We start from the raw sequence: 26,309 nt of genomic DNA, 5'->3' as shown, positions 1-26,309 counted from the left end.
ACCTAGTCAACTGGAAGTGTAAAATGTCGTTTGTCCCAGCCAATGAAGGCATCTCGAAGTTAAAGCCTTATCAACCAGGTAAACCAATCAGTGAACTTGAGCGTGAGTTGGGGATTACAGATATCGTCAAACTTGCTTCAAATGAAAACCCATTGGGCTGTTCAGACAAAGTCAAAGAAGCCGTTGCAGCAGAAATTGCTGAAATTGGTCGCTATCCAGATGGTGGTGGTTTTATTTTAAAAGACCAAATTCAAAAACAATTTGGCTTTGCGCATGACCGTATTACTTTGGGTAATGGTTCAAACGATTTGCTAGAAATGTTTGCTCGCGCATTCGTTTCAGATCAAGATTCAGTGTTGTATAGCCAACACGCCTTTGCAGTATATGCTTTGGTGACGCAAGCGATTAATGCTCAAGCGATTGAAGTGCCTGCCAAAGGCTTCTCACATGACTTGGATGCTATGGCAGCAGCAATTCAAGACAACACCAAGTTAATTTTTATTGCTAACCCAAATAACCCAACAGGCACATGGTTTGAAGAGGCTGAATTTGAAGCCTTTATGCAAAAAGTTCCTGCACGGGTGATTGTGGTATTAGATGAAGCCTATGTGGAATATTTCCCAGAAAACTTCAACAGCCTTAAATTCCTTGAGCAATATCCAAACTTAATCGTGAGCCGTACTTTATCTAAGTGCTATGGTTTGGCGGCGCTGCGCGTTGGTTTTGCTTTAGCTTCTGCAGAAGTGACCGATTATTTAAACCGTATTCGTCAACCATTTAACGTCAATCACTTGGCAATGGTGGCTGCGGTTGCGGCATTAAAAGACGAAGATTTTATCGAAAAATCACGTATTGCCAACAAAGCAGGCATGGCGCAATTGGAAGCAGGCTTTAAAGCATTGGGTCTGAATTATGTGCCTTCACGTGCTAACTTTATTTTGGTAGATGTAGAAGCCGATCCGGGTCAAACTTTTAATGCCTTATTGAAAGAAGGTGTAATTGTACGTCCTGTGGGTATTACGACCCATTTACGTGTTTCAATTGGCACAGAAGCAGAAAATGCCAAGTTCCTGCGTGCATTAGCCAAAGTATTGGGCAAGGAAGCGAAGGCATAAAACATGGCGCAACCATTGTTTGAAAAAGTTGCATTTATCGGACTCGGGCTAATAGGCTCGAGTTTGGCACGTGTAATGCTGGCAGAAAACTTAAGTCGGCATATTGTGGCATCGACCCGTTCTGAAAAAACGCTGCAAGATGCTTTGGAATTAGGATTAATTGAACAAGGCTTTAACAATCCTGTAGATGCGGTACAAGGTGCAGATTTAGTGGTGTTGGCGCTACCTGTGCAAGCTACAGAAAAAGTCTTGCGATTAATTCAGCCACATTTGGCAGATAATGTAATTCTGACCGATGTAGGCAGCACCAAAGGCAGTGTCGTGGCTGCAGCCAAAGCGGTTTTTGGAGAACATTTACCTGCAGGTTTTGTACCCGGGCATCCAATTGCTGGGGCAGAGCATACAGGCGTGCATGCAGGCAAGGTTGATTTATTTGCCAATCACAAAGTCATTTTGACACCATTGCCAAGCAGTGCGCCGTGGGCAGTCAATAAACTGATTCAAATGTGGGAAAGCGCCAAAGCCGAAGTAATTTGCATGGATGTGGAAAAACATGATGAGGTATTGGCGTATACCAGTCATCTTCCACATTTAATGGCCTTTAATTTGGTCGAACAATTGGCAAATCGGGAAGATAATTTAGACATTTTCCGCTATGCTGCAGGTGGCTTTCGTGACTTCTCACGTATTGCTGCCAGCGATCCACAAATGTGGCATGACATTTTCTTGGCCAATAAAACTGCATTGTTAAAAGCGGTGGATGGCTTTGAAAGTCAACTCGCGATTATTCGCCAACTGATTGAACAAGAAGACTCGCATGCTTTAATGGGCTTGCTTGGACATGCACAAGCGGCACGACAGCATTTTAATCATATGCTCGCCAAGAAACCTTTTATGGAGAACAATAACGTGACACAACAATTTACGATTTTGCCGGGTGCTAAGACTTTCCAAGGTAAATTTACCGTACCGGGTGACAAATCTGTGTCACATCGTTCCATTATGTTTGGTGCAATTGCCGAAGGCACTACGCATGTGACAGGTTTCCTTGAAGGTGAAGATGCATTGGCGACTTTGCAAGCATTTCGTGATATGGGTGTGAGCATTGAAGGCCCTAAAAATGGTGAAGTCACCATTCATGGCGTAGGCATGCAAGGTTTAAAAGCACCTGCAAGCGCAATTTATATGGGCAACTCAGGCACATCTATGCGTTTGTTGGCAGGCATGTTATCTGCACAGCAGTTTGATTCTGTTATGACAGGTGATGCGTCATTGACCAAGCGTCCAATGGAACGTATTGCTAAACCATTGCGTGAAATGGGTGCACAAATTCAAACGACGGGTGAACGTGGCACACCGCCAGTATCGATTACAGGTGCGCAAGCGCTGAAAGGTATTCACTATGATTTGCCAATGGCATCTGCACAGGTGAAATCAGGTATTTTATTGGCAGGGCTTTGGGCAGAAGGTGAAACTTCAGTGACTGAGCCTGAACCAACGCGTGACCATACCGAACGTATGTTACGTGCATTTGGTTATGAAGTGAAAACTGAAGGTAACCGTATTTCATTGCAAGGCGGCGGTAAATTGGTGGGTACAGATATTCAAGTACCTTCTGATATTTCATCTGCGGCATTCTTCATGGTGGGTGCAGCCATTACAGAAAATTCAGATGTAACCTTAGAAGCGGTGGGCATTAACCCAACCCGTACAGGTGTGATTGAAATTCTGAAACAAATGGGTGCAGACCTGAGCGTGGAAAATGAACGTATTGCAGGCGGTGAACCAATTGCAGATATTCGTATTCGTGGTTCACGTACTTTAAAAGGTATTCATGTTCCTGAAGATCAAGTCCCTTTAGCAATTGATGAATTTCCAGCATTGTTCATTGCAGCAGCATGTGCCGAAGGTGAAACTGTACTGACAGGTGCTGCAGAATTGCGCGTGAAAGAATCTGACCGTATTCAAGTTATGGCAGATGGTTTAAAAACTATGGGTATTGACTGCACACCAACTGAAGATGGCATCATCATTCAGGGTAAAGGTAAAGCCGGCGACTGGTCACCAGTATTTACTGGCGGTGAAATTGAATCACATCATGACCACCGTATTGCCATGAGTTTCTCTATGGCAGGTTTGCGTACCTCAGGTGAAATTAAAATTGTCGGTACAGAAACTGTTGCGACCAGTTTCCCAACCTTTACTGAACTTGCTGGCGTGGCGGGTTTAAATATTCAAGTAACAGAATAAGCCAAAGTGATATAGGGGATGAGATGAAGCATCACAAACCCTATACTTTATGCTGAAACAGCCAAGCTTTTGCTTGGCTGTTTGCGTTTTATTGCTTATGCTAAACCCATACAAGAAAAAAGCCTTTGGGTTCGAGCATGCGCAAATTAAAATTTATGGCGAATTGTGAAAATAAACAAGAGTTACAAGATTGCACCTTGGCACAGAATTATGTTGCAAATTTACTTTCACAGAATTTATCCCAATATGGTTTTCAGACTTTGCCACAAAGCGGTGCGCAAGTGGCAGTGAGTGTAGATGAATACGCTTTACCATTGGCAGTAAACTGTCAGAGCCGTGATGAAGATGGGCATTTGATTTGTGTAATTACCTCATACCCAAATGAAGAGCAAGACTGGCTGGAGCGTATTACTGAGCAAAGCTTGCTAAATCAATTGGCGCAAGCAGTAGAAAACACCTTGAAAGAAGATCATTCATTTAGTGAGTTTGAATGGAAAGGTTAAAACAATGTAGATGCAAATGAGTCATTTAAAATTTATACTTGATTTATAAATCAAAATTATTCATTTTTTAAATGATATGTCATCTAATTGACACATCCTAACCGTATATTGAGCAGCAAGAAAAATACAACATAACAACCTGATTTTAACCCGCTTAATTTGGGAGAGTTAAGTGGGTTTTTTATTGCCCAGAGAATAATAAAATTAAACATCGCCTAAGTTACAGCGACTTAAAAAATATTTTTAAGAAAACTTTTTCCGATGCAGTTAAGCAAAAACACACATTGGAGTTTGCCTTGTGCTGCTGCTATAGTGAGCTCTGTATTTTTTATTTAGGTGGTTTATGCTCGCTTTAATTTCTCCAGCCAAGACTTTAGATTACGAAACTGCATTACCTAGCGATGTATATACTCAACCTAGATTACTTGAACATTCACAAGAATTAATTGATGTGGCACGTAAACTATCAGCGACTGAAATTGCCAGTTTAATGAGCGTGAGTGAAAAAATTGCCACTTTGAATGTTGAGCGTTTTCGTGACTGGCAAGCAGAATTTGATCTTGCCAATGCGCGTCAAGCCATGTTTGCCTTTAAAGGGGATGTGTATACAGGTTTAGATGCCTATAGTCTGTCTCCTGCAGATATTGAGTTTGCCCAACAACATTTGCGTATGCTTTCGGGGCTATATGGTTTATTGCGTCCTTTAGATTTAATGATGCCGTACCGCTTGGAAATGGGCACTAAATTGCATAATGCACGTGGTGAAAATCTATATCATTTCTGGGGTGAGATTATCACCAATTTGATTAATCAAGATTTAACGCAAAGTCAGTCTGATCTATTGGTGAATTTGGCTTCAGATGAATACTATAAAGCCGTTCAGGAAACAAAAATTCAGGCTGAAATTATTAAGCCAGTATTTCTAGATCAGAAAAATGGCAAATACAAAGTCATTAGTTTTTATGCCAAAAAAGCCCGTGGTTTGATGGCGCGTTTTATCATCGAGAATAAATTAGAACGCGCAGAAGACTTAAAAGCATTCAATAGTGAAGGTTATTATTTCGATGCAGACAGCTCATTAAAAGGTGAACTGGTCTTTAAACGTGATGAACAGGCGGCCTAAACTGTCGGTTTAATTCTTAAAACTCCCATCATGGCTAAAGTTTAGCTGATGGGAGTGTTGATTCAATCTGCATTTCGCCTATAACTGTTTAAATGCCTCAATCGCGCGCAGACGACTCTGTTTTAAATCTACTATCGGCTGAGGATAATTCAGTTTTAAATTTGGATTTTTCGCATAAGGTTCGTGAATGTGTTTGGCATCTAAATGTGCCAGTTCAGGTAACCAGCTGCGAATATAATCTCCCTGTGGGTCAAACTTTTGTGATTGGCTCACTGGGTTGAAAATCCGAAAATAGGGCACAGCATCTGTTCCTGTCGAGGCGCACCATTGCCAACCGCCATTATTAGCAGCTAAATCACCATCAATCAAATGCTGCATAAACCACTGTTCGCCCAAGCGCCAGTCAATCAACAAATTTTTGCAGAGAAACATTGCAGTAATCATTCTGACCCGATTGTGCATCCAGCCTGTATGTAGGAGTTGCCGCATTCCTGCATCTACAATTGGGATGCCTGTCTGTCCTTGTTGCCATGCCGCTAAATCTGTTGGATCATTACGCCACACAATTTGTGCAGTCTGGTCTTTAAAAGGTTGGCGTTGGGAAACTTTGGGATAATCAAACAAAATATGTTGATAAAACTCACGCCAAAGTAATTCATCTAACCAAGTTTGTTGCCCAATATTTTCCAGATGAAAATGCCCTTGCGACGAAGCAAAAACCGCAGCCAGACACTGCCGTATAGATAAAATCCCACAGTTTAAATAAGCAGAGAGCCGACTCGTACCAGACTGTGCAGGAAAATCACGTTGTTGCTGATAATCGTGCATTTTTTCACGTGTAAAATCATCCAACAAGTGATGTGCATGTTGTTCCGTGACTGCCCATAAGTTTTGTTGTGCCGTTGGAAGCGGGTCGAAACCTAAGTGTTCTAAACTTGGCACTGTAGAGAGATATTGTTTAGGAAGTTGGATGGGTAGTTGTGGTTGCGGCAGAGGAAAGCAACGCGGAATACTGACATTCAACTGTTGATAGGCATATTTTTTAAATGCGCTGAATACCTGATACGGTTTCATGCTCTGATTGCGCACCGTACCCACAGGAAAAAGCGTGCGGTCATGGTACAAAACCAAATCCTGACCGTGTTGGTTCAAGGTTTGTTGAACTTCAAGATCACGTTTTAGCTCATTCACTCCCAATTCAATATTGGCATAAATATTTTGAATCGGATGAGAGTCCTTCAATGTTTGGCATAGTTGGAGCAGTGTTTGTGCAATGTCAGCCCAAGATGGTGTAATTTGAACAATCAGTGGGATATTGAGTTGTGCGAGTTTTTCTTTTAGTACATTTAATTGACGCAAGTAAAAGTCAATTTTAATCGGCGCATCGTGATGCAAACGATATTGCTGAGGCGAAAGAACCACCACGCCAATACAAGCTCCTGCTTGGCTAGCATGCCAAAGCGCGGTGTGATCTGAAATTCTTAAATCTTGTCGGAACCAAACTAAATTATAGTTTTGCATGGGAAGAATGCTTGATGTGGTCGCTAGAAAGGTGACTTCATTATAAGCATGACTGGGTAAAATTGTCTTAAATGCGAAGGGTTTAATTGTCCAATAAAACGACAATGTGTTGTGTTGATTTTTTCTGTAATGATCTTTCCGAAATAGTCTGCCTGAAAGGATCTTTCAGTCATGTGCTTATCCTAAATTTTAGAATGACAAACAAAAAGGCAAAGTAAAAATACTTTGCCTTTTGTTTTGATCAATACTGATCTTAGTGGTGATGACCACCCGCACCGTGTACGTGACCGTGATCTAATTCTTCTTGAGAAGCTTCACGGATTTCAACGATTTCAACTTCAAACGTTAAATCTTGACCAGCAAGTGGGAAGTTTGCATCAACAATGACGTTGTCACCTTCAACTGCTTTTACAGTTACGATTTGAACGCCATCATCAGTTTGCGCTTGGAACTGCATGCCTGCTTGGATGTTGTCTACACCTTGGAACATTTGTGCAGGAACTTCTTGTACTAAGTCTGGGTTGTATTCGCCATAACCTTCAGCTGCAGGTACGTTTACAGTAAATTTTTCACCTACTGTTTTACCTTCTAACGCTTTTTCTAAACCAGGGATGATATTACCTGCACCATGCAAATAGGCAAGTGGTTCACCTTGAGATTTGTCGAGAGTTTCACCCTCTGCGTTAGTCAATGTGTAGTGGAAAGAAACCACGAGGTCATTTGCAATAGCAGTCATGTTATTGATCCATTCAATTTTTTAAGGGTACATCATAAAGTGAAACGTGGAATTTGTTATAGACATTTCTGCAAATTCTTCACTTTTCCGAGTTTTTTATGACATTTTTTAGTTAATCGGGGCAATTTTTATAATTTCAATGCAAATTTATGCGTCATACCTATAAATTTGCAGATTTTATGGCAGGCTCATTTTAAGCCCTTTGTATGATGTGTCGATGACAATAAAAAAGATGGGACATTGCCCATCTTGGTGATATTTAATTCTTGAGGATCATCGGCTTCTAACCGAGTGAAGTTTGCTCATCTTCTACAGGTTGATGGCTAAAGAAATTAAACAAACTGCCAAACCACATCATGATTCTTTCAAAAATATTGGCTTCAACAATGTTGACCTGTTCTTCAATTGCAAAGCTGTTAATCAATTGATTATTTTGATAAACGTGTACGGTTGCCAGTTTCATGACCTGTGCCAATGGCGCAGTCAGTAACTTTTCAGACAATTCAATATTGACATGCGTTTGTGTACGCTGTGCAGGTTCAAGTGTTTCTAATTCGCCCTGTGCATTCACAAGTTGTAGACGTTGAGTGCTTTGATCAAACTGCGCCAAGTTAATTGCATGTGGCTGTTCATACAGTGATGTCGTTACAAACTTTGGCTGACTGCTTTCAATCTTAAACATGCGTAAAGTCGATTTCACCACAGGCAATTCTGCAATCATTTGTTTGGGTTTAATCGCGACTTCATTACGGGTATAGCTATAGGCTAAATTTAATAATTGATGTGCCACCTCAGCGCGTTTTTGCGCACTCTTGGTTCCCATCACCACCACCACCAAACGACGTTCAGGTGCATCACTGTCCAGTGTTGGGCGGTTTGCGGTTAGGGCAAGGTTGTAGCCTGCAGCTTTGGTGAAGCCTGTTTTTAATCCATCTACACTTGGGTCTTGTTTTAATAAAATATTGGTCGCACGGTGAAAGTGCTGATTATAGGTAAAACTGGTCTGTTTTGAATAAGCCAAATAATCGGGTGTTTCAGTCACTATCGCTTGTGCTAAACGTGCCATATCTGCCGCAGAAGAATAATGATTAGGCATAGTCACACCAGATGGATTCTGAAAATGTGTATCTTGCATGCCCAAAGCTTGTGCTTCCTGATTCATTCGGGCGATAAACTGCGGCACACCACCTGCAACACGTTCACCTAAAGTGAGTGCAGCATCGTTAGCAGACATAATAATTAAGCCTGCCAATAGCTGATCTATCGAAATCTGTTCACCTGCTTTTAGATACATTCGTGATTCATCCCACATCACTTGCTGCACCACAGGTGTTGCGGTCAAGATTTCATCTCGGTCTAATTTACCTGCCTGAATATCTTTGAGCACAATATAAGCCACCATCATTTTAGTGAGTGAAGCAGGTGCACGTTGTACGTGACTATTGTGCTCTGCAATCACTTGCCCAGATTGTGGGTCTAAAATTGCCCATGCTTCGGCTTCGACACTTTCAGCTTGAATATTCAATAATGCGGCATGCGTGATTGCGCTGTATAGCCAACAGAGCAGCGCAATCAGATAGATAACACGTTTCAAAGAAGTTCCTTATTTACACCAATCCATTGGTGTCACAATGGTTTTAAGCAGCAAAAACAATGTCAATAGACTAGGGCATGCTATGCCTTTTTTGCGCAGTTGGCTAGCCATAAATGCAGACAAATCTCGTCTTGACGCATCAATTGCTAAAAAAATGTTAAGCTTGTGGTCAAGTTCTTATTTATACATTTTGTATTGCCCATTATGTTGCATTATCAAATCGAATTTGACGATTATCGTCAGCATCTTATGCATGTCACCGTGCGTTTTTTGGCTAATCCTACTCAGGTTTTATCACTACCTACGTGGATTCCAGGCAGCTATTTAATTCGTGAATTTTCCAAACATCTTGAATCGGTACGTGCTTATGATGAAGCAGGGCGTATCCTCAAAATTCAGAAATTTGAAAAGAATAAATGGCGCTTATTTAATATCGATCATGAATTGATTACGGTGGAATATGATGTCTACGCTTATGATTTGTCAGTGCGTGGCGCTTATGTTGATCAGACGCGTTTATACGTCAATCCTGCCTGTGCCTGTTTGGGCTTAGATGGGCAAGAAGATAAAGCTATTGAAGTTGAATTATTTTTACCAGACGAGCTGAAGCATTTTCAGCTTGCGACAGGTTTGGCAGCAAAAAGTTTGGTAAAAGGGCGTTATACCTTAAAAGCCAAAAACTATGCCGAACTGATTGATGCACCGTTTGAATTGGCAGAACAAACCCGTTTTAGTTTTACCGCAGCAGATATTCCACACGAATTTGTGGTTTCGGGCAAACATGCAATGAACGCTGCGCGTATGCAGCAAGATATTGAAAAAATCTGCGCTACACAAATTGCTATGTTTGGTTCTGCGCCATTTGAAAACTATACCTTTATGACCATGGCAACAGGCAATAGTTATGGTGGTTTGGAGCATCCAAACAGTACTAGCCTGATTACACCACGTGATGATTTACCTAAAGCCAATGAGCCTGAACAACCATCTAAAGATTATCAGCGCTTTTTAGGCTTGTGTAGTCATGAGTATTTCCATAGTTGGTTAGTCAAATTCATTCGCCCTGAAAACTTTGTTAATTATGACTTGAATCAAGAAGGCTATACCTCACTGTTATGGATTTTTGAAGGTTTTACTTCTTATTACGATGACTTGTTATTATTGCGCAGTGGCGTGATTGATCAGGCAGCGTATTTAGAATTACTTAAAGCACAAATTGATCGCTATTTACAAAACCCAGGGCGTGCGATTCAAACTGTGGCAGAATCAAGTTTTGATGCATGGGTGAAGTTCTATCGTCAGGATGAAAACTCGAACCATGCAGGAACCAGCTACTATAACAAAGGCTGTTTGGTTGCTTTGTGCTTAGATTTGGGCTTGCGTTTACGTGGTTCAAGTTTAGATGCCTTAATGCAGAAATTATATGCCAATGCGCAACAGGGCATTCAAGTGCATGAGCGTACAATTTTTGAGTTATGTAAAGAGTTGACAGGAGATGATTGGTCAGAGCAAATCCATCATTTAATCAACACGACAGATGAATTGCCTTTAGATCAGTTATTGCCTGAATTTGGTATTCAGTATCAGCTTAAGCAGGACAAGTCTTTGCCATTTGGTCTGAAACTGACAGATAAGCCTGAAGGGGTGTTGGTCCAAGCTGCGCGTCGTGAAGGTGCGGCTGCAAAAGCAGGGCTTTCTGCACATGACGTGATTGTTGCGATTGATGGCTTAAAGGCATCTGTAAAATCACTTGAGCAATATGCCAAACAGGATGCAGCTTATACTGTTCATGCATTCCGCCGTGATGAGTTGATGACTTTTGAACTGAATGCTGCGCAGATTGAATTGCCAGAAGTGGCATTAAGCGTTACAGATCAGGCAAAAGTAGAACAGTGGTTAAAAGGCTGAGTTAAAGTTTAATTTAAAGTTCAGCTATAAAAAAATGGATGCTTCGGCATCCATTTTTGTATCTTGAACAAGTTGAGTTTTGACTCACCAACTCATTAACGCGCCCGACGTCCACGGCTTTTGGTATTAGGGCGTGTAGTACCATTGGTCTTACGACGAGGTTTCTCACTTTCTTCCATTTGCCAAATACGTGGCGTACCTGATTTTTTCTTGGTAGTGCCATCTTTATTTTTCTTTTGATGGATTGGCTTGCCACCCGTACCACCAGGTTTTTTCACATAAGAACGCGAGCGATACGGTTCAGCAGCAGGCACATCTTTAAAATCAGGATACAACAACGGTTCGATTTCTTTAGTTTCACCGGGTTGTAAACCCAATTGTACCAAGTCAATCGAACCAATTTTGGTGCGGATTAAACGCAAAGTTGGAAAACCAACCGCAGCCGTCATACGACGCACTTGGCGGTTGCGACCTTCACAAATTGAAATTTCAATCCACGAAGTAGGTACAGAAGCACGGAAACGTACAGGAGGATCACGCTCCCACAACCATTCAGGCTCATCGACTTTATACGCTTGCGCAGGCAAAGTCATGCCATCTTTCAGTTCCACGCCTTTACGCAATTGTGCCAAGGCATCTTCAGTGACATCACCATCGACTTGAACCAAATAGGTTTTGTATTTTTTATTGGCTGGATTGGTAATAAACTGATTCAAGCCGCCATGATCAGTCAAGAACACCAAGCCTTCCGAATCCATATCTAAACGACCAGCTAAACGTAAGTCTGGATCATCAACAAAAGCCGACATGGTGAGATGTTTTTCATCTTCACGGAATTGAGAGAGAACGTCATATGGTTTATTTAAGATGACGATTTTCATAAGAAATGCTTCTTTAAATTCAATAAATTGGGAAAATTGAGAGTATTTAAAAGGAAAAACGGGCGATTTCCAATTAAATCGCAAATACAGTGCGTTTGAGATGGCTCTATTATGCGATAAGAATGGGGGAAAGTATTGCTTATTGATAAATATTTTTTTGGTGTGCTTGCCAAAATGAGCAGCAGTATCACAACGATTAAAAACTAGAAAGCTAAGCGCTAAAAAAGCCCAATGTTGGGCTAAAGAAGACAGCTTTTACAAACTTGGCATCACAGCCAATAACATACTTCCCTGATACTACTGCTCGCTTTATGCCGAATTAGTCCAAAATCAACCCGCTTGGCAGATTGAAAGTACAGAAATTGGCTAGGCACTTATAGTGAAAAGAACTTAAGATGAAATAAGTGTATATATTTTTAGGATCATGAGTTCATTAATGAAAATTTACCAAGTCGATGCTTTTAGCCATGAATTATTTAAAGGCAATCCTGCTGCCGTACTTGTTAGTAAAACATGGTTAGCCGATGATTTAATGCAAAATATCGCATTGGAAAATAATCTGTCTGAAACCGCTTTTGTCAAAATGATAGATGCGGAAAACTTTGAAATTCGCTGGTTTACACCCACAACAGAAGTCGATTTTTGTGGACATGCGACACTTGCCAGCGGCTTTGTTTTATTTAAGGATTATACCGAGACAAAGACAATTCAATTTCATGTGAAAAAATTGGGGATTTTTACAGTTCAGCAACAGCAAGATGGCAAAATTTGCATGAATTTCCCAATTCGTGCTGCCCAACAAGTTGAAGATTATCCCGATATTTTACGCCAAGCTTTGACTAAACCATTTAAAAACGTCTATATCAATGCGCAAGCCTATATTGTGGAATATGAATCGGTACAAGATGTGTTAGATGAACAGCCTAACCTTGAATTATTAAAACAATTGGGACAGTTGCTCACAGCCATTACGGCACAGTCGAGTGTTGATGTTGCGATTACTGCCTCTGCAAATACACAGTATGACTGCGTATCGCGTTATTTTGCACCAGCCATGGGCATTGCAGAAGATCCTGTTACAGGTTCAATTCATACTGCAATTGCACCGCTATGGGCAGAAAAATTACAGCAAACCGAACTTGTGGCATATCAGGCTTCTGCCCGAGGTGGCGTACTGTATTGCAAGATTTTGCCTAATGATCGCATCGAAATTTCAGGTTATGCGCAGTTATATTTGCAGGGCGAAATCATGATTTAAACATGCACAGCATTAGACCTTGTGTCTTGGAGATGAAGCTGAGATGAGAGAAGTCTGCTAGATTTTTTTCTTGGTTTTAACTTACATCATTTGCAAATATTTACTGTGGGTTTAATTGCAGCTTGTTATGCTGTTTGCGCTCAAGTTGAAAATTGTCATATTTCATGGCAAATCAAAAAATAGAATGAAATCAATCGGGAAAAAGAAGTTGCTACGTTTTAAAACTCTCACTTTATCTTTATGTGTACTGGCATTTAATGGCGTGATTTTCGCGCAGCCAGTTTTAGTAAAATCTAAGCAAGAAATACAAGAATATCAACTTGATAATGGCTTAAAAGTCATTTTGGCACCCAATCAGAAAGAAAATAAAGTCTTTATGAATATGGTGTATTTAACGGGTTCATTGAATGATCCACAAGGCAAAGGTGGTTTGGCACACTTGTTGGAACATTTGGCATTTAAAGGTACAGAAAACGTACCTGCCGAGGAGTTTCAGCGCCGTTTAGATCAATATAGTTTAATGCACAATGCCAGCACCGACTATTACTCCACTAAATACACCAACATCATTCGTCCTGAAACGCGTGCAGTCAATGAGATGATTTATCTTGAAGCGGAACGCATGGATAAATTGGTCATGCAGGAAAAATATGTGCCTGCCGAAATTGCGATTGTAAAGCGTGAACGCGAAGTGCGTATGGATCAACCGTTTTCAGTCTTGTTAGATCAGGTGTGGAAATCGGCCTATGGCAATCAGTATTTCGGACGCTTACCCATTGGCGATTTAAATGAACTGCAATCCATTAAAATGCAGGAGTTAAATCAATTTTATCGCACATGGTACGCGCCGAATAATGCCATTTTAGTGATGACAGGCAAGTTTGATCAGGCAGCGGTGTTAAAACAAATTGATCAACATTTTAGTCCAATTGCAGCACGACAAATTCCCAAACAAGTACAAGTGCCACGATTAGACAGCAACAAAATTCAGCAACGAAATTTCGTGGTACAAAAGGGCAGTCAACTGGCCAAATTTAATCTGTATTTAAATGGCAATGACGAAAAGATCAAAACCGCTTTGGTGCTCTCACCTTATTTACATACGTTGCAACCGAGTGGGCATTTATATCAAGCACTGGTAGAAACAGGTAAAAGTACGATGGTGCAGTCCAGCACTTGGTTAGATCAAGATTTTAATTTGGTGCTGATGGGGGCGTTGTATGCGCCCAATCACGACGCTAAGCAAGTACAAACTGGCTTGAACCAAAGCATCGAACAGGCAAAGAATTTTAATGATGCCGAGTTACAACGTGTGAAAAACCTGATCCAAAATCAGGCAGACAGCGTGATGAATGATGCGGTGGCTTTGGGTGGTCGCTTGAGTGATTATGTTGTGGCTTATCAGGGTGATTGGACACAATATTGGCGTGATTTGAATAGTATTCAACAGTTAAATGCAGATGAACTGAATCAGCGTTTAAAACAATTTTTTACTGCAGAACATCGCATAATAGGGGATATTCAACCCACTCCTGAAGAACAAAAACAGGCACTCATAGCAAAAAATAATCCAAATATTGCAAAAACTTTAGATCAGCAAGATGCACCTGTTGCACCTTTGAAAGATGTGAAAAGTTATCAGCAAGAAGTGACAGACTATGTGCAAAAATCTAAACAAGCTTTGATTCAAAATGAAAAAAAGATTCAGCGTGGCAGCTTAAAAAATGGTGCCAAGTATGCATTATTTCCAACTGCAACTCGTGATGATAAAACCTATGCCACCATTTCGGTAAATTTTGGTACGGCACAATCTTTATTTAAGCAGGGCGAAATTTTAGATTTAACCGCGTATTTGTTGCTGCGTGCATCTCAAGAGCATAGTTTGCAAGACATCGCCGATCAGTCAATTGCTGCAGGTGGTTCGGCTTTTGCACAAGCCGATGCTAATGCGATTCATATTCAAATTGTGGCAAAAAATGAAAAGTTTAATGCGTTTTTTAATTTTGTTTTAGATGTCATGCAAAACCCAAGTTTTGAGCAAAGTCAGTTTGATTTAATTCGTTCTCAAAGTTTATCCAGTTTAGAACGACCTTATACCGAGCCTGAAACTGTAGCAGCTTTGACTATGGCGCGTTTAATTGAAATTTATCCGCAGGGCGATTTACGCTATCACTTCGAGCCTGAATTTGCGAAGCAACAACTGCAAACTGCAACCCAAGCGCAGGTGCAGCAGTTATATCGTCAATTTTTTGCCATGAATCATGCACAGATTGCCATTACAGGTGAGTTTGATCCGAAACAAATCAAAAAAACTTTAACCCAGCGTTTAGGACAATCACGCAATACGGAAGCATATCAACGCTTAGATTCAGCCTATACGGCATATCCTGCGAAAAAGTTGCATGTATTGGCAGAACAGCGTGAATTTGGCAGTTATCAAAGTTTATTGACCTTACCTTTGGGTGTGAATCATCCTGACACACCTGCCATGATGGTGCTGAGTTATATTTTGGGTGAATCGCAATTGTCTTCACGTTTGGCACAAGAACTACGTGAAAAAAATGCATTGGTTTATGGTTTTAGTAGTGGTTTGAGTTTAAGTGAATTTGAACAATCGGGTGCGCTCAGTATTTCTGCGCAATACAGTGCAGGCAAGTCGGCTCAAGTGTCACAGGCGGTGCATAAAGTGTTGCAGGAATTGCGCCGTGATGGTGTCAGCTTGCAAGAAGTTGAAGCTGCAAAAGCCGATATTTTGAAAAAACGTGTGACTGCCTTAGAAGATGAACGCAGTATCCACCGTATGTTAGTGCCACAATTAGAACAAGGTCGTGATTTACGTTACCGTGAGCGACGTGATCAAGCGTTGGCAAAACTCAGTAAAGCCGATGTAGATGCTGTGATTCAGAAATATTTACGCTTAGAACATTTGCTTGAAGTAGCCGCCGATCAATATGGTCAAGCCAATGTTGAGGTGCTGCCGTTAAAGCCGCAGTCTAAATAAAGATTCAATTTAATTTTGAGCAGATACAAAAAACGCATCCATTTCGATGCGTTTTTTGTCTTCAAGTTTGCTATCTATGCTCAATTGGCTAAAGCTTTATAAACGATAAAACTGTTTGGCATTATGATGAAACACTTGCTGCAAAGCATTTGGATGATAGGCCGCAACAATATCACTAGTCGCATCAATTAAATTGACCAAAGACGTGCTCACTCGATCCATTGGAAAATTGGAAGCAAACATCAACCGATATATTCCAAAGCTTTGTAAGGCATGCTGAATCAGTGGTGCAGTTAAATCTATAATTTCCTGTTTTGAGGCTTCACGTTTTTGCAAGTGAAATTGATGTCCTAAAACAGGCATAAATAACCCTGAAATTTTGCTGTAAACATTTGGACAGTGTGCCAACTCGGCAATATCTTCTTGCCAACGAAACAGAATGTTTTCCCGTGCTGTTTTGGTCACGCCTGTATGTGTGCCAACTTGCCCGAACAGCCCTGCAGGTGTGCCCAAATGGTCAAGTACAATAGAAGTTTCTGGAAATTGTTTAGCCAGCGCCAAGACATCGCCCAATTGGGTCGAATACGTCCATGCATCAAAACTTAAATTATATTGCGCCAAAGCTTCAAAACCTTTTAGAAACTTTTTGTTCCGATATAAATGTGGTTCGTCTGCCCAAGAGAAAATCCCGTGATCTTCATGCACGGCTGCCATTTTACGAATTCCACGGAAGTTTGGAGAGGCTTTGTGATGTAATTTTAGAATTTTCTTAAAATTAGAATCGCGCGGGTCTGCAGTGGCGACAATCGCGCCCAAAGCCAAACCATTATTTTTAAAATCCAGACTTTCTATAAATTCGGTTTCACCAACTACACCTTTGCCTTTATGGTTGTGCCAATTGGCTTCAATATGCACAACTTTTTCAGCCGTATAAAAACCTAAGTCGCGGGCATAATGCTCAGGTAAATAGGGCGATGTGACGTGCTCGGTGCGTCCCAAAGTTTCAATGAGTGTTTTCGGTTTTATCAGGCGGATGGTTTTATCTAGCAAATTGGGATGCTTGCCCAAAAGCTTAACAGCAAGTCGTGCGCTGTGTGGCGTGTTATACGGATCCCACTGATGAATATGTGCATCAATGAGTGCAAATCCTAGATTCTGCATAATGATCCTGTTTTATGACGCTATTATTTCACTATTCAAAGCCATCATGTTACAAAAGGGAAGGGTTATTTATCGAAATCTACAAGTTTGAAAATTAGCCGCAATAAAAAAGCCCCGTAGGGCTTTGTTTATATGCAAAATTAATGATCGTGCGAGTGGTCGTGATCATGTTTATGGGTATGAAATTCTTCGTTGTGACGGAAGCGCAAATAGTTTTCAAACTGTTCGCAATATTCATCATAGTTATCTTCAAGCATCATTTGAAATTGCTGCAAGATATATGACATAACTTGGTCTTTGGCATCGCGCATTTCATTGCCATCTTTAAAATTATTGGCTGCCACCCAAGTATTAAAACGTGCAGTAGCAAATAACATGGCAGCACTCACCTGACCACGAATTTCGGCAGGTTTTACTGTGGAGCCTTTTTCAAAATGACAGAAGCCATTGGCCTGTTTAATAAATTCATCGGCACGTTCAAAAAAAGCCGCATTTAATGCTTCTTCTTCGGTTACATCGGTTGCTTCAATCTTTTGAACCATGAATTTTTCCTAAGCTAAAAATCTGAATGTTTCATTATAGGCAAAGCCTTGCAGAAACAAAACCTTTGCCTTAAGCTAAAAATAGCCTAAGCAAAATTGGAGTGGTTGATGCAAGATGCGATTGCGGTACAAAGTTTAAAAAGCGACATTGCTTTATTACGTCAAAATATTTGGCCACCCGTGCAACTTGCCCATGTTGAAGGCTTGCCGATTTATTATGGAACACGCGCAGAAGTAGCAGAATACTATAAACAATGGACAGGGTTGATTGAACGTGCACAGGATTTATTTCAGCCTTTTATGCAAGATGCAGTCATTGATGCGGTGCATTTACCCAGTCATTTGAACTTGCCCTTATTTTATTTTCATGTCGATCGGATTCGAGTGAATAAAACCCGCGCCAAAGAATCGAAAACTTTTCGGGGGATTGCCTGCCTGATCGAAAAATGTGGGCAATTTGAACCGCAGGAAATTCAGCTCATGCAGCGTTGGTTAGACAGTGATGACAATGCAGCACTGGTGGCACATCGTGAGTTTATTGATTTGCGTACTTATGTATTTCAGCATGGGCAAAGTGACTACACGCGCACCCGTTTTTATGTGAATGGTATTGTATTAAGTGTCGAACCATATTTTGAACTGGTCGATGCCCGAGATAAGCCACGTAAGCAGCGTAGTGACAGCTATCAAGACCCTTTAGCGGATAACCAAACATGGAAAGTGTTTGGTAAATATCGTTAAGCTTTTAGAAAGTGTGCAATATTAAGATTAAATATAAAAAAGCTCAAAATGAAATGCATCTCTGTTGAGCTTAAAGGTGATCATTGATTGATGATCAAACTTTAACTACGACCAAAAAGGCTGACTTTCAGCAAACTGCTGTAAATCCTGTTCGATCTGTATGGAAATATGACGCTCTTCAGACGCAATCCATCCCAATACAAACCATGTTTTCGGTTCCGCTTGGGTATGGCTTTCGAATAAACCTTGTGCCACCATCAAATCATTAAAATGTCCTAAAGTTTCCTGTAATGGTTTTAGAGTTTTTAAATATGTTTTGACATCATCTTCTGCAAATAAACTGCTCACAAACTCCACGGTATAGCGTAAGCGTTTCACACGCTTACGTGTGCGGTGTTTAGAGTCCACATCTAAGGTTTGGAAATGACCTGCATCATCACAAATTTGTTGATGCATTTTCTGCAAGCGTTTACGTAACACTTTTTTCAATGGTTTTGATTCTGTATCTGCAACCGCAGCCGAATGTGCAAAACTCATGAGTTGTAACAGTAATAAGGTTGTGGTTGGTGAGCGAAAAATTGCATCAATCGCAATATTTTCAGATGCTGCAGGTGGTAGCTCGGTAATAGGTGAGCCTGCGCTTTCAAGTTGCGGAATCAGACTTTCACGCAAAGCATCTTGATCACGGGTTGAACCTAACTGCTGAAAGAGGGTAGCCAATTGACTTTCCCAATTGTGATTTGCCAGTGCATCATATTCAGCAAAAATTTTTAAGGCACTGCGTAAACGTCGAATGGCAACACGCGCTTGATGCACATGCCCACTGGCATAATCTTGACTGGCAATCGCAGTTGCATTGGGTAGCAAGTGTGCCAAACAATTCTGGGTAATTTGCGCCAACAACTCATGCATATTTTCGGGGTGTTGCAATTGCAAGGTACTTTGCTGCTGTACAGGAATCATGGTTTCATTGTTATACAGCATATTGCCACGCTGCGATTTACTGCGTGTGTCGAGCCATAAATGATATTTTTTAATCCACGGCTGAATATAGGCAATTAAGTCTGCAATTTCACCTTGTTTCAGTTCAAACTCAACTTCGTAAATTTCAACCGAATTTTTGCTTTGGCGGATTTCACCTAAATCAAAAGCAACTTCAATTTGGCTGTTTTTATAATGTGCCAATTGGCTGTAGCGTAAAACATCGGTTTCAAACTGCAGGGTTAAATCTACCTCTGAACCGTCTAAGGCTTTTTTTAAAATCTTTCGTGCTTGTTTATGATTTTCATAACATGCCAAATCACACAATTCAGGCGCATCATGTCCTAATTCATGTTCAAGCTCAAAGCGTTCATAATGTTGTGGACTAGGCGCTTTTAAAGTTTGTTTCCAAATATCGCCCTCTAAACGCTGACGCAGGGCAATGCGTTGCTTGGCTAAGTGCTGTTCAGGACTATCATAATATTTAGCCCATAAGCGTTGTTGTTGAACCAGTTTGTTCTTTTTAAATGCTTTTTCAAATGCCGCACGATAGTTGTGTGGAATTTGAAATTTTAATTCTATTTCAGACATCGGGAATGCCCTCGATGAAACAAGATAAGTTCTCTTTACTATAGTGTAAATCTATAAATGAACAAGGGGAGAACTGTGAACAAAAGCTTGAAAAATAAAATAATTTGTATTCAGTTTTTAACACAAAGCAGCCGAATGAATATTCACAAGGTTGCCGTTGTATTGCAGTATTTTTAGCGTGTGCTTTGAGGATGTTAAGGATACTTATTTTAAGAATTTACGGCTCACCATAAATTGTTCTGTCGCTTCCAATAAACGCTGTGCATACACTTCCTGTTTTGCAGTGAGCCAACCTAAAACAAACCAGTCGCTCGCTTCCAATTCAGTTTGTTGAATGTATGCTGCAGAAGATGCCAACACTTGATATTCTTGTGCTGCAAGCTGTGCATCATTCAAAGCTTTACTATATTTCTGCAAATTTTTGACATCATAAATATGCGTCAAAATGGGGAAGCTAAATTTTAGTTCCTGAATACGCAAAGCCAGTTGATCTAAACTTTCAAAATCGTGAATATCACTGTGCTGTAATTGTTCATGCAACTGCTTATATTGCTGTTGCAACGTGTTTTGTGCGGCAGTTTTTAAGTCTAAACCCGAGTGATCGCTCGCGGCTAAACTAAACATCAATAATTCTAAATAGTGATGCACATTTTGCGTTGAACGGACTAAATTGACCAATTTTTCTTGGGCGTACAAGGTATCTTTTTTTAGGTTTTCTGCAGTCGTCGGGTTCTGTAAAAACGCGCCGAGTGTGGCTTGCATGTGTTCTAAGTGCTGTAAGTGATCAAAATGTTGTTTAAATGCTGCAATTTGCATGGCCCATTTGTCGCCTAAATGCTTAGACCAATCTTTAAATAAGGACAGCGTTAGTTGTAAATGCTGCAAAGCAAGCTGCGCCTGATCAATATGGTTTTGCTCGGCAACTTGTGCAGAAATTGCGGCAATATTAGGCAATAAATGCTGTAATTGTTGTGCAATTAACAGGCGTAAATTTTGGTCTGCATGGTCTTTTTTACTGAATTGAAATTCTTTGCTCTGAGCCGCAGGGCTGACTTTTTGCTGCACAGAAAGCAAATGTCCAATTTCTGCTTTATTGCGTACATCTAACCATAAATGAAATTTTTTAACCCATTCAAAACTAAATGCTAGCAATTGCTGAATTGAACCTTGTTTCAGTTCAAACTCAACCTCATGTACTTCAACTTCGGCACCTGCACAACGAATGTGACCAACATCTAAACTGATTTCAATGTCAGTATCTTCAATGGTCATTAGTCGTGAGGTACGTTGAATATCAGTTTCAAACTGTAGTTTTAACTGATCCCAATTTTGCCCCAAAGCTTGATTTAGCAATTGTTGTGCTTCGGGAATGTTTTGATAAATTTGCAGATCAAGTTGAGGTGGGGTATCTGGATTTTCAGTTGCTGCAAGCGGATGGTTATGTTCAAAACTATGAAAATGACTTTGACCTGCCGCTTTTAAAGTTTGTACCCATTGCTCGCCTTCTAAACGCAGTCTTAACGCCATACCATGATGGGACAAACTGTGTGTGGATGTATCAAAATAGCGTGCTTTTAATGGAATCTGGGTCGATTTTTTCGGGTCTAAAGTTTTGAGTAGTGCCGTGCGACGTGCGACTGGAATTTGAAATTTTAATTCAACTTCGACCATGAAAAATATCCTGAACGTAAAGCATGTTGCGCCAAAGCAGCGGCAAACAAATTGGTATTATAAATTTGTGAAAATTGCAGAACTAGGGTTTTGCAAAAGTGCGTTTGATTGTAACTAAAATATGCCAAGAAGTAAGGCTTGACCTTGGCTTTTTTAGGGTCTGTTGGCATTTCCTAAATGGCTTGCGCTGTAGGCTAAAACTGAGCAGATCAGGCATGAAACGTAGGGTATAGCGAGACTATTGCCAAGTTTCATAACGCAATCTGAGAAAGTTTTAGCCACAGCCTTTCAGGACAAGCATATTTTTTGCTGCTATTGCGTTATGAGTCAGTTATTTAGAACGACTAAATTTCCTGTCTCATGCCTTATATCAGCTGAAAAATATGCGTTGTCGCAAACATAGACGAAGTGTCAACAGACCCTTGAGTTTGGTTTTTTTTTGGCTTAGTTTAAAGTGTCTATTGAGCGTAGCAAAAATAATTCAAATCTATAAACATCAGGATGATGAACATGAACGCAGCATCAAAGCCCGAATTTGAGCCGACACCAGACCCCAAGTTTGAATTGCCAATTCAGGACTATTCAACATTTTACCGTTTTTATTTAACTGAACACCGCAACATCATGAGCCGTCGTTTGCACGTTGTTGGCAGCAGTATCGGTTTATATTGTGTGAGCAAGGCCATACGCCAGAAAAAAGCCAAATATGTACTCTATGGTTTGCTAGCAGGCTATGCCTGTGCATGGGTCGGGCACTTTGTTTTTGAAAAAAATAAACCTGCCAGTTTTAAACAGCCTGTGTATAGTTTTATTTCAGACTGGCGGATGTTTGCAGATGTTTTACGTGGTCATTTAAGTTTGCAAGATCGTGCTAAAGATAAAATTCCAAGTTGAATTGAGTGTTTAGTTATACCGTTTAGGCAAAAACTAGACGATATGTGATTATTTTCATAAAAAATGTACAAATAAAATTAATTTTTTGTTGAAATGATAGAGTGAATATTCTAATAATGTGTCATCAAATTTATTGATAAAAGTTTGTGACTTTCCAAGCCTAGAGTGACCTTTCTCTAGGCTTTTTTTATGCGAAAAATTTCAAGTTGCGTTAAATCAGAAATCATTCATCTTTAAGCAAGAATATATGGTAAGTAGATTACTGAAAGTAAGATATAAAAATATAGACACATGATCATTTGTCGCACCCCCACATGCGCTCTGGCACAAATGATCATGTGTCTAAATGGGTAACATAAATATGTCGTTATTCGCTATAGTCACCCATATGGATTTTAATATCCATATCTTATTGAACTGGTTACAGTTCTTGTTTTGCGCAGTTCAATTAAAGCTAAATCTAGCTTTTAGCGCTATCACTAGAATTTGGTATTTTTAACATTTTGACTTAATAAAACCCAAACAAAATAGAAGCTTATAGAGCCTATATAAAAAAACTTGTTGAGCCTGAGGTTCTGACGCATGCCGCCTGAATGTGTAATAATACAGACCTTGTATTATTTGTGGCTGAGATTATGCGCGGTTTATATTTGATTACCAATGATGATCCTATCGAACTGCTTTTGGCAAAATTAGAAGGGGCGATGGCAACTTATGAAGTCGCGGTGTTGCAATATCGCCGTAAAAATGTGCCTCAAGCTCAGCAGGCATACGAAATTGAATATATGAAATCGATGTGTGATCAATACAAAGTGCCATTTGTGATTAATGATGATCTTGAAACTGCAGTGAAATATGGTGTTGGCGTACATTTGGGTCAAGAAGATGGCTCTATTGTTGAAGCGGTTGCACGTTTACCACAAGATGTATTGATTGGTCGCAGTTGTAATAACTCGATTGAATTGGCAGAGCAAGCCATTGCCGATGGTGCAAACTACGTTGCTTTTGGTGCAGTCTATGCAACTGAAACTAAACCTGAGGCAAGTACACTTACATTAGACACGCTCACACTGGCGAAGCAACAACTCAATGTGCCAATTTGCGCGATTGGTGGTTTAACTGTTGAAAACAGTCAGCCTGTCATTGAAGCAGGTGCAGATTTATGTGCAGTGATTAGTGATATATTAAGACGTCCGATGCATACTGTTGCACAGCGTGTTTATGATTGGTCTGCACTTTTCAAAGCAGACACTTAAAGCAGACAGCTAATTTTTTATTTTATTTTTTGAGTTGAGTGCCTCCATGAGCTTATCTCCAAAGCAAGAACAATTGTTTAAACAAGCCAATAAGCATATTCCAGGTGGTGTCAATTCACCTGTACGCGCATTTAACGGGGTAGGCGGAACCCCTGTATTTATTGAAAAAGCCAAAGGTGCTTATTTGTACGATGTCGATGGCAAACGCTATGTCGACTATGTAGGTTCTTGGGGACCAATGATTTTAGGTCATGCCCATCCTGCTATTATTCAGGCGGTGCAAGCTGCAGCCGAAGATGGTTTGAGTTTTGGTGCGCCAACGGTGCATGAAACGACTTTGGCCGATATTATTTGCGAAATTATGCCTTCAATTGAGTTGGTTCGCATGACCAACTCAGGTACAGAAGCCACCATGACCGCAATTCGTTTGGCGCGTGGTTATACAGGTCGTGACAAAATCGTCAAATTTGAAGGTTGCTATCATGGACACTCAGATTCGCTGTTGGTCAAAGCAGGCTCTGGACTTTTAACCAGTGGTGAAGGTGAAGCGACTTCTGCGGGTGTTCCTGTCGATTTTGCCAAACACACGCTGACTTTACCGTATAACGATATCGCCATTTTAAAAGAATGTTTTGCAAAGTTTGGTGCTGAAATCGCAGGGGTGATTGTTGAGCCAGTTGCGGGCAACATGAACTTGGTTAAACCAATTGATGGTTTCCTGCAAGCAATTCGTGATGTCTGCGATGAACACGGCTCAGTCTTTATTATTGATGAAGTGATGACTGGTTTCCGTGTTGGCTTGGGCGGTGCTCAAGCACATTATAATGTTAAACCAGACCTAACCACGCTTGGTAAAATTATTGGTGCAGGCTTACCAGTAGGCGCATTTGGTGGTAAACGCGAAATCATGGAGTGTATTGCACCATTAGGTAAAGTGTATCAAGCAGGTACTTTGTCTGGTAACCCGTTGGCGATGCGTGCGGGCATTGAAATGTTTAAACATTTACGTGCCGAAGGTTTTTATGAAAACTTAACTGCGCAATTGGAAAAATTGTTGGCAGGCTTGCAAGCAGCAGCAGATGAAGCAGGTATCCCATTCAAGACACAACAAGTTGGTGCGATGTTTGGTTTGTACTTTACTGATCAAGATGACATCACCAGTTTTGATTCTATGCTGAATTGCGATGTCGATGCTTTCCGTAAATTCTTCCACGGAATGTTGCAACGTGGTGTGAACTTGGCGCCATCTGCTTTTGAAGCAGGCTTTATTTCATCTGCGCATAGTGATGAAGATATTGCCTACACCATTCAAGCTGCAAAAGAAACATTTGCGGAAATGAAGGCGTAATTTGACCTCTGCTTAACACTGTCCTAAAAGGCATAGATATCTCCAAAATATCTATGCTTTAGGTTAAATTGAAGACATACTCTTCAATTTAATATCAAAGGCTTAGATCAGCGTCTTGTTAAACACTAAAATAGCCTGGTCAAACTAAATATGAATCCTATTACTTCATTTGCTCCCGCCATCAAAGATATAGCTTCAGAACGGCTTTGTTGTGCAACTATCTTGCACTATGATTTCATTGTATTTTTCTATCCAAATTTTAAAAACCTTTAAAACAGTATCTTAAAAAATATTTATGCAACAAAGCCTCCTGCATGCTATAAAACCCACATTTCTAAAAGCAGGCTGATTTAAAATTCAGCAGATTGTCTGATTCAGGAATGTAAATCGGAAAATTCATCGGGAATTGATGTATTTTGCATTGTAATTCTGTGTCAGGCTTTTTATTATTGCCGCCTTGTTTTCACGATCGGCCCGGAATTGAAATTGAGTAATTTTCTAAGCGAACACCTGATTCATCGTGACGATGAGTTTATGGTGATACATAAACCCGCTGGCATACTCACCGTTCCAGGTAAAACAGCAGATTTGCAAGATTGTGTGATGAGTCGTCTAGTTAAAATTGAGCCGCGCACTTTGCTGATTCATCGCTTAGATCGTGATACTTCGGGTATTTTGGTATTTGCACTCACGAAATGGGCGCAAAAACAAATTTCGCGTCAGTTTCAAGAACGCCAAACCGATAAAGCCTATCAGGCATTGGTGGCAGGGCAACTGCAAGGTGAAGGCACTGTAGATGTGCCTGTGGTCTATGATCCTGCACATCCTCCATTACACATTGCCGATGCAACCCATAACAAACCTGCGTTAACGCATTGGCGTGCATTGGAGCAATTTGAATTGCAGGGGCAAATTGTGACTCGTGTGCAACTGACGCCGATTACAGGTCGTTCGCATCAACTGCGAGTACACATGCAATATTTAGGTCATCCAATTATTGGTGATACTTTGTATGCCACGCCCGAACAGCAACAACTCATGCCTCGTTTGTGTTTACATGCAGCAGAATTAAGTTTTCTGCATCCACAAACTGAGCAACGTGTACAGTTTACTTGCCCAGTCCCATTTTAAGCGAAAAAGATTACGCAAAGCCTGTGCTTTAGGCTCTCTTTTTAGTGCGCTTTATGTCAAAATATATTGCTATACGCCCTGAATTTTTGCTCAAATACTCAGC

Annotated in this window: 20 protein-coding genes; 12 read left to right on the top strand and 8 right to left on the bottom strand. The window is 40.5% G+C overall.

The genetic code is table 11. The features are described from left to right. Window positions 1-23: 23 nt before the first annotated feature. The 4 genes from hisC (at window position 24) to yaaA (ending at window position 4,991) form a co-directional block, all read left to right on the top strand. Entirely contained in the window at window positions 24-1,115 is a 1,092-nt protein-coding gene (hisC, locus tag FTV43_RS06675) for a histidinol-phosphate transaminase (RefSeq protein WP_004972978.1), read from the top strand. 3 nt (window positions 1,116-1,118) lie between these two features. Beyond that, complete coding sequence (locus FTV43_RS06670; RefSeq protein WP_179995161.1) at window positions 1,119-3,365, top strand: bifunctional prephenate dehydrogenase/3-phosphoshikimate 1-carboxyvinyltransferase; 2,247 nt, start codon at window positions 1,119-1,121, stop codon at window positions 3,363-3,365. Between the two features lie 137 nt (window positions 3,366-3,502). Continuing rightward, the gene (locus tag FTV43_RS06665) at window positions 3,503-3,868 is read left to right on the top strand and encodes a hypothetical protein (protein ID WP_168417980.1); all 366 of its coding nucleotides are present in this window, start codon (window positions 3,503-3,505) and stop codon (window positions 3,866-3,868) included. 343 nt (window positions 3,869-4,211) lie between these two features. After that, window positions 4,212-4,991 (top strand): peroxide stress protein YaaA, encoded by a 780-nt coding sequence (yaaA, locus tag FTV43_RS06660; RefSeq protein WP_168417979.1) that lies wholly within the window; start codon window positions 4,212-4,214, stop codon window positions 4,989-4,991. A 78-nt stretch (window positions 4,992-5,069) separates the two neighbouring features. Here the strand turns inward: yaaA and FTV43_RS06655 are convergent, their stop codons facing one another. From FTV43_RS06655 to FTV43_RS06645, 3 genes are all read right to left on the bottom strand, one after another. Next, window positions 5,070-6,512, bottom strand: a complete 1,443-nt coding sequence (locus FTV43_RS06655; protein ID WP_179995160.1) for a deoxyribodipyrimidine photo-lyase — start codon at window positions 6,510-6,512, stop codon at window positions 5,070-5,072. A 253-nt stretch (window positions 6,513-6,765) separates the two neighbouring features. Further along, window positions 6,766-7,248, bottom strand: a complete 483-nt coding sequence (gene slyD / locus FTV43_RS06650) for a peptidylprolyl isomerase (protein ID WP_004972992.1) — start codon at window positions 7,246-7,248, stop codon at window positions 6,766-6,768. Window positions 7,249-7,531: 283 nt separating this feature from the next. Next, entirely contained in the window at window positions 7,532-8,842 is a 1,311-nt protein-coding gene (locus tag FTV43_RS06645; RefSeq protein ID WP_179995159.1) for a D-alanyl-D-alanine carboxypeptidase family protein, read from the bottom strand. Between the two features lie 204 nt (window positions 8,843-9,046). On the opposite strand from FTV43_RS06645, the gene FTV43_RS06640 reads away from it, so the two are divergent. Then, entirely contained in the window at window positions 9,047-10,750 is a 1,704-nt protein-coding gene (locus FTV43_RS06640) for a M61 family metallopeptidase (protein WP_179995158.1), read from the top strand. Between the two features lie 95 nt (window positions 10,751-10,845). Here FTV43_RS06640 and FTV43_RS06635 read toward each other — a convergent pair whose 3' ends face one another. Further along, window positions 10,846-11,631, bottom strand: coding sequence for an rRNA large subunit pseudouridine synthase E (locus FTV43_RS06635; RefSeq protein ID WP_096901872.1), 786 nt, complete (start codon window positions 11,629-11,631; stop codon window positions 10,846-10,848). A gap of 436 nt (window positions 11,632-12,067) precedes the next feature. On the opposite strand from FTV43_RS06635, the gene FTV43_RS06630 reads away from it, so the two are divergent. Together FTV43_RS06630 and FTV43_RS06625 are read left to right on the top strand one after the other, a co-directional pair. Next, window positions 12,068-12,889 (top strand): PhzF family phenazine biosynthesis protein, encoded by an 822-nt coding sequence (locus FTV43_RS06630; protein ID WP_179995175.1) that lies wholly within the window; start codon window positions 12,068-12,070, stop codon window positions 12,887-12,889. A gap of 184 nt (window positions 12,890-13,073) precedes the next feature. Continuing rightward, on the top strand, window positions 13,074-15,890 hold the full coding sequence (locus FTV43_RS06625) for a pitrilysin family protein (RefSeq protein ID WP_179995157.1): 2,817 nt from the start codon (window positions 13,074-13,076) through the stop codon (window positions 15,888-15,890). Between the two features lie 96 nt (window positions 15,891-15,986). On the opposite strand, the gene FTV43_RS06620 is transcribed toward FTV43_RS06625, so the two are convergent. Together FTV43_RS06620 and FTV43_RS06615 are read right to left on the bottom strand one after the other, a co-directional pair. After that, window positions 15,987-17,051: an amidohydrolase gene (locus FTV43_RS06620; protein WP_096901876.1), complete on the bottom strand. Its 1,065-nt coding sequence runs from the start codon at window positions 17,049-17,051 to the stop codon at window positions 15,987-15,989. A gap of 140 nt (window positions 17,052-17,191) precedes the next feature. Beyond that, window positions 17,192-17,593 carry a DUF3144 domain-containing protein gene (locus FTV43_RS06615; RefSeq protein ID WP_004973007.1) on the bottom strand — a complete coding sequence of 134 codons (402 nt, stop codon included), beginning with the start codon at window positions 17,591-17,593 and terminating at the stop codon, window positions 17,192-17,194. Window positions 17,594-17,701: 108 nt separating this feature from the next. On the opposite strand from FTV43_RS06615, the gene FTV43_RS06610 reads away from it, so the two are divergent. Next, complete coding sequence (locus FTV43_RS06610; protein ID WP_179995156.1) at window positions 17,702-18,334, top strand: hypothetical protein; 633 nt, start codon at window positions 17,702-17,704, stop codon at window positions 18,332-18,334. A 105-nt stretch (window positions 18,335-18,439) separates the two neighbouring features. Here FTV43_RS06610 and FTV43_RS06605 read toward each other — a convergent pair whose 3' ends face one another. Beyond that, window positions 18,440-19,906, bottom strand: a complete 1,467-nt coding sequence (locus FTV43_RS06605) for a CHAD domain-containing protein (RefSeq protein ID WP_179995155.1) — start codon at window positions 19,904-19,906, stop codon at window positions 18,440-18,442. Window positions 19,907-20,110: 204 nt separating this feature from the next. After that, window positions 20,111-21,577, bottom strand: a complete 1,467-nt coding sequence (locus FTV43_RS06600) for a CYTH domain-containing protein (protein WP_179995154.1) — start codon at window positions 21,575-21,577, stop codon at window positions 20,111-20,113. Between the two features lie 510 nt (window positions 21,578-22,087). On the opposite strand from FTV43_RS06600, the gene FTV43_RS06595 reads away from it, so the two are divergent. The 4 genes from FTV43_RS06595 (at window position 22,088) to FTV43_RS06580 (ending at window position 26,206) form a co-directional block, all read left to right on the top strand. After that, entirely contained in the window at window positions 22,088-22,471 is a 384-nt protein-coding gene (locus FTV43_RS06595; protein WP_004973016.1) for a DUF962 domain-containing protein, read from the top strand. Window positions 22,472-23,106: 635 nt separating this feature from the next. Beyond that, window positions 23,107-23,727, top strand: coding sequence for a thiamine phosphate synthase (gene thiE, locus FTV43_RS06590; protein WP_096900945.1), 621 nt, complete (start codon window positions 23,107-23,109; stop codon window positions 23,725-23,727). 46 nt (window positions 23,728-23,773) lie between these two features. Continuing rightward, entirely contained in the window at window positions 23,774-25,075 is a 1,302-nt protein-coding gene (hemL, locus tag FTV43_RS06585; protein WP_179995153.1) for a glutamate-1-semialdehyde 2,1-aminomutase, read from the top strand. Window positions 25,076-25,561: 486 nt separating this feature from the next. Next, window positions 25,562-26,206: an RluA family pseudouridine synthase gene (locus tag FTV43_RS06580; RefSeq protein WP_179995152.1), complete on the top strand. Its 645-nt coding sequence runs from the start codon at window positions 25,562-25,564 to the stop codon at window positions 26,204-26,206. Window positions 26,207-26,309 lie beyond the last annotated feature (103 nt).

It is taken from the genome of Acinetobacter sp. YH16053, assembly GCF_013417035.1.
GTDB lineage: Bacteria > Pseudomonadota > Gammaproteobacteria > Pseudomonadales > Moraxellaceae > Acinetobacter > Acinetobacter towneri.
This window is presented reverse-complemented; position numbering and strand designations above follow the sequence as displayed.

Excerpts from the sequence above, each read along its gene's own strand:
- thiE (WP_096900945.1), top strand. The coding sequence starts at position 23,107 with ATGCGCGGTTTATATTTGATTACCAATGATGATCCTATCGAACTGCTT.
- hisC (WP_004972978.1), top strand. The coding sequence starts at position 24 with ATGTCGTTTGTCCCAGCCAATGAAGGCATCTCGAAGTTAAAGCCTTAT.
- FTV43_RS06665 (WP_168417980.1), top strand. The coding sequence starts at position 3,503 with ATGCGCAAATTAAAATTTATGGCGAATTGTGAAAATAAACAAGAGTTA.
- FTV43_RS06595 (WP_004973016.1), top strand. The coding sequence starts at position 22,088 with ATGAACGCAGCATCAAAGCCCGAATTTGAGCCGACACCAGACCCCAAG.
- FTV43_RS06610 (WP_179995156.1), top strand. The coding sequence starts at position 17,702 with ATGCAAGATGCGATTGCGGTACAAAGTTTAAAAAGCGACATTGCTTTA.
- FTV43_RS06620 (WP_096901876.1), bottom strand. The coding sequence starts at position 17,051 with ATGCAGAATCTAGGATTTGCACTCATTGATGCACATATTCATCAGTGG.
- FTV43_RS06625 (WP_179995157.1), top strand. The coding sequence starts at position 13,074 with ATGAAATCAATCGGGAAAAAGAAGTTGCTACGTTTTAAAACTCTCACT.
- FTV43_RS06670 (WP_179995161.1), top strand. The coding sequence starts at position 1,119 with ATGGCGCAACCATTGTTTGAAAAAGTTGCATTTATCGGACTCGGGCTA.
- FTV43_RS06615 (WP_004973007.1), bottom strand. The coding sequence starts at position 17,593 with ATGGTTCAAAAGATTGAAGCAACCGATGTAACCGAAGAAGAAGCATTA.
- FTV43_RS06655 (WP_179995160.1), bottom strand. The coding sequence starts at position 6,512 with ATGCAAAACTATAATTTAGTTTGGTTCCGACAAGATTTAAGAATTTCA.
- FTV43_RS06640 (WP_179995158.1), top strand. The coding sequence starts at position 9,047 with ATGTTGCATTATCAAATCGAATTTGACGATTATCGTCAGCATCTTATG.
- FTV43_RS06600 (WP_179995154.1), bottom strand. The coding sequence starts at position 21,577 with ATGGTCGAAGTTGAATTAAAATTTCAAATTCCAGTCGCACGTCGCACG.
- FTV43_RS06635 (WP_096901872.1), bottom strand. The coding sequence starts at position 11,631 with ATGAAAATCGTCATCTTAAATAAACCATATGACGTTCTCTCTCAATTC.
- hemL (WP_179995153.1), top strand. The coding sequence starts at position 23,774 with ATGAGCTTATCTCCAAAGCAAGAACAATTGTTTAAACAAGCCAATAAG.
- FTV43_RS06605 (WP_179995155.1), bottom strand. The coding sequence starts at position 19,906 with ATGTCTGAAATAGAATTAAAATTTCAAATTCCACACAACTATCGTGCG.
- yaaA (WP_168417979.1), top strand. The coding sequence starts at position 4,212 with ATGCTCGCTTTAATTTCTCCAGCCAAGACTTTAGATTACGAAACTGCA.
- FTV43_RS06630 (WP_179995175.1), top strand. The coding sequence starts at position 12,068 with ATGAAAATTTACCAAGTCGATGCTTTTAGCCATGAATTATTTAAAGGC.
- slyD (WP_004972992.1), bottom strand. The coding sequence starts at position 7,248 with ATGACTGCTATTGCAAATGACCTCGTGGTTTCTTTCCACTACACATTG.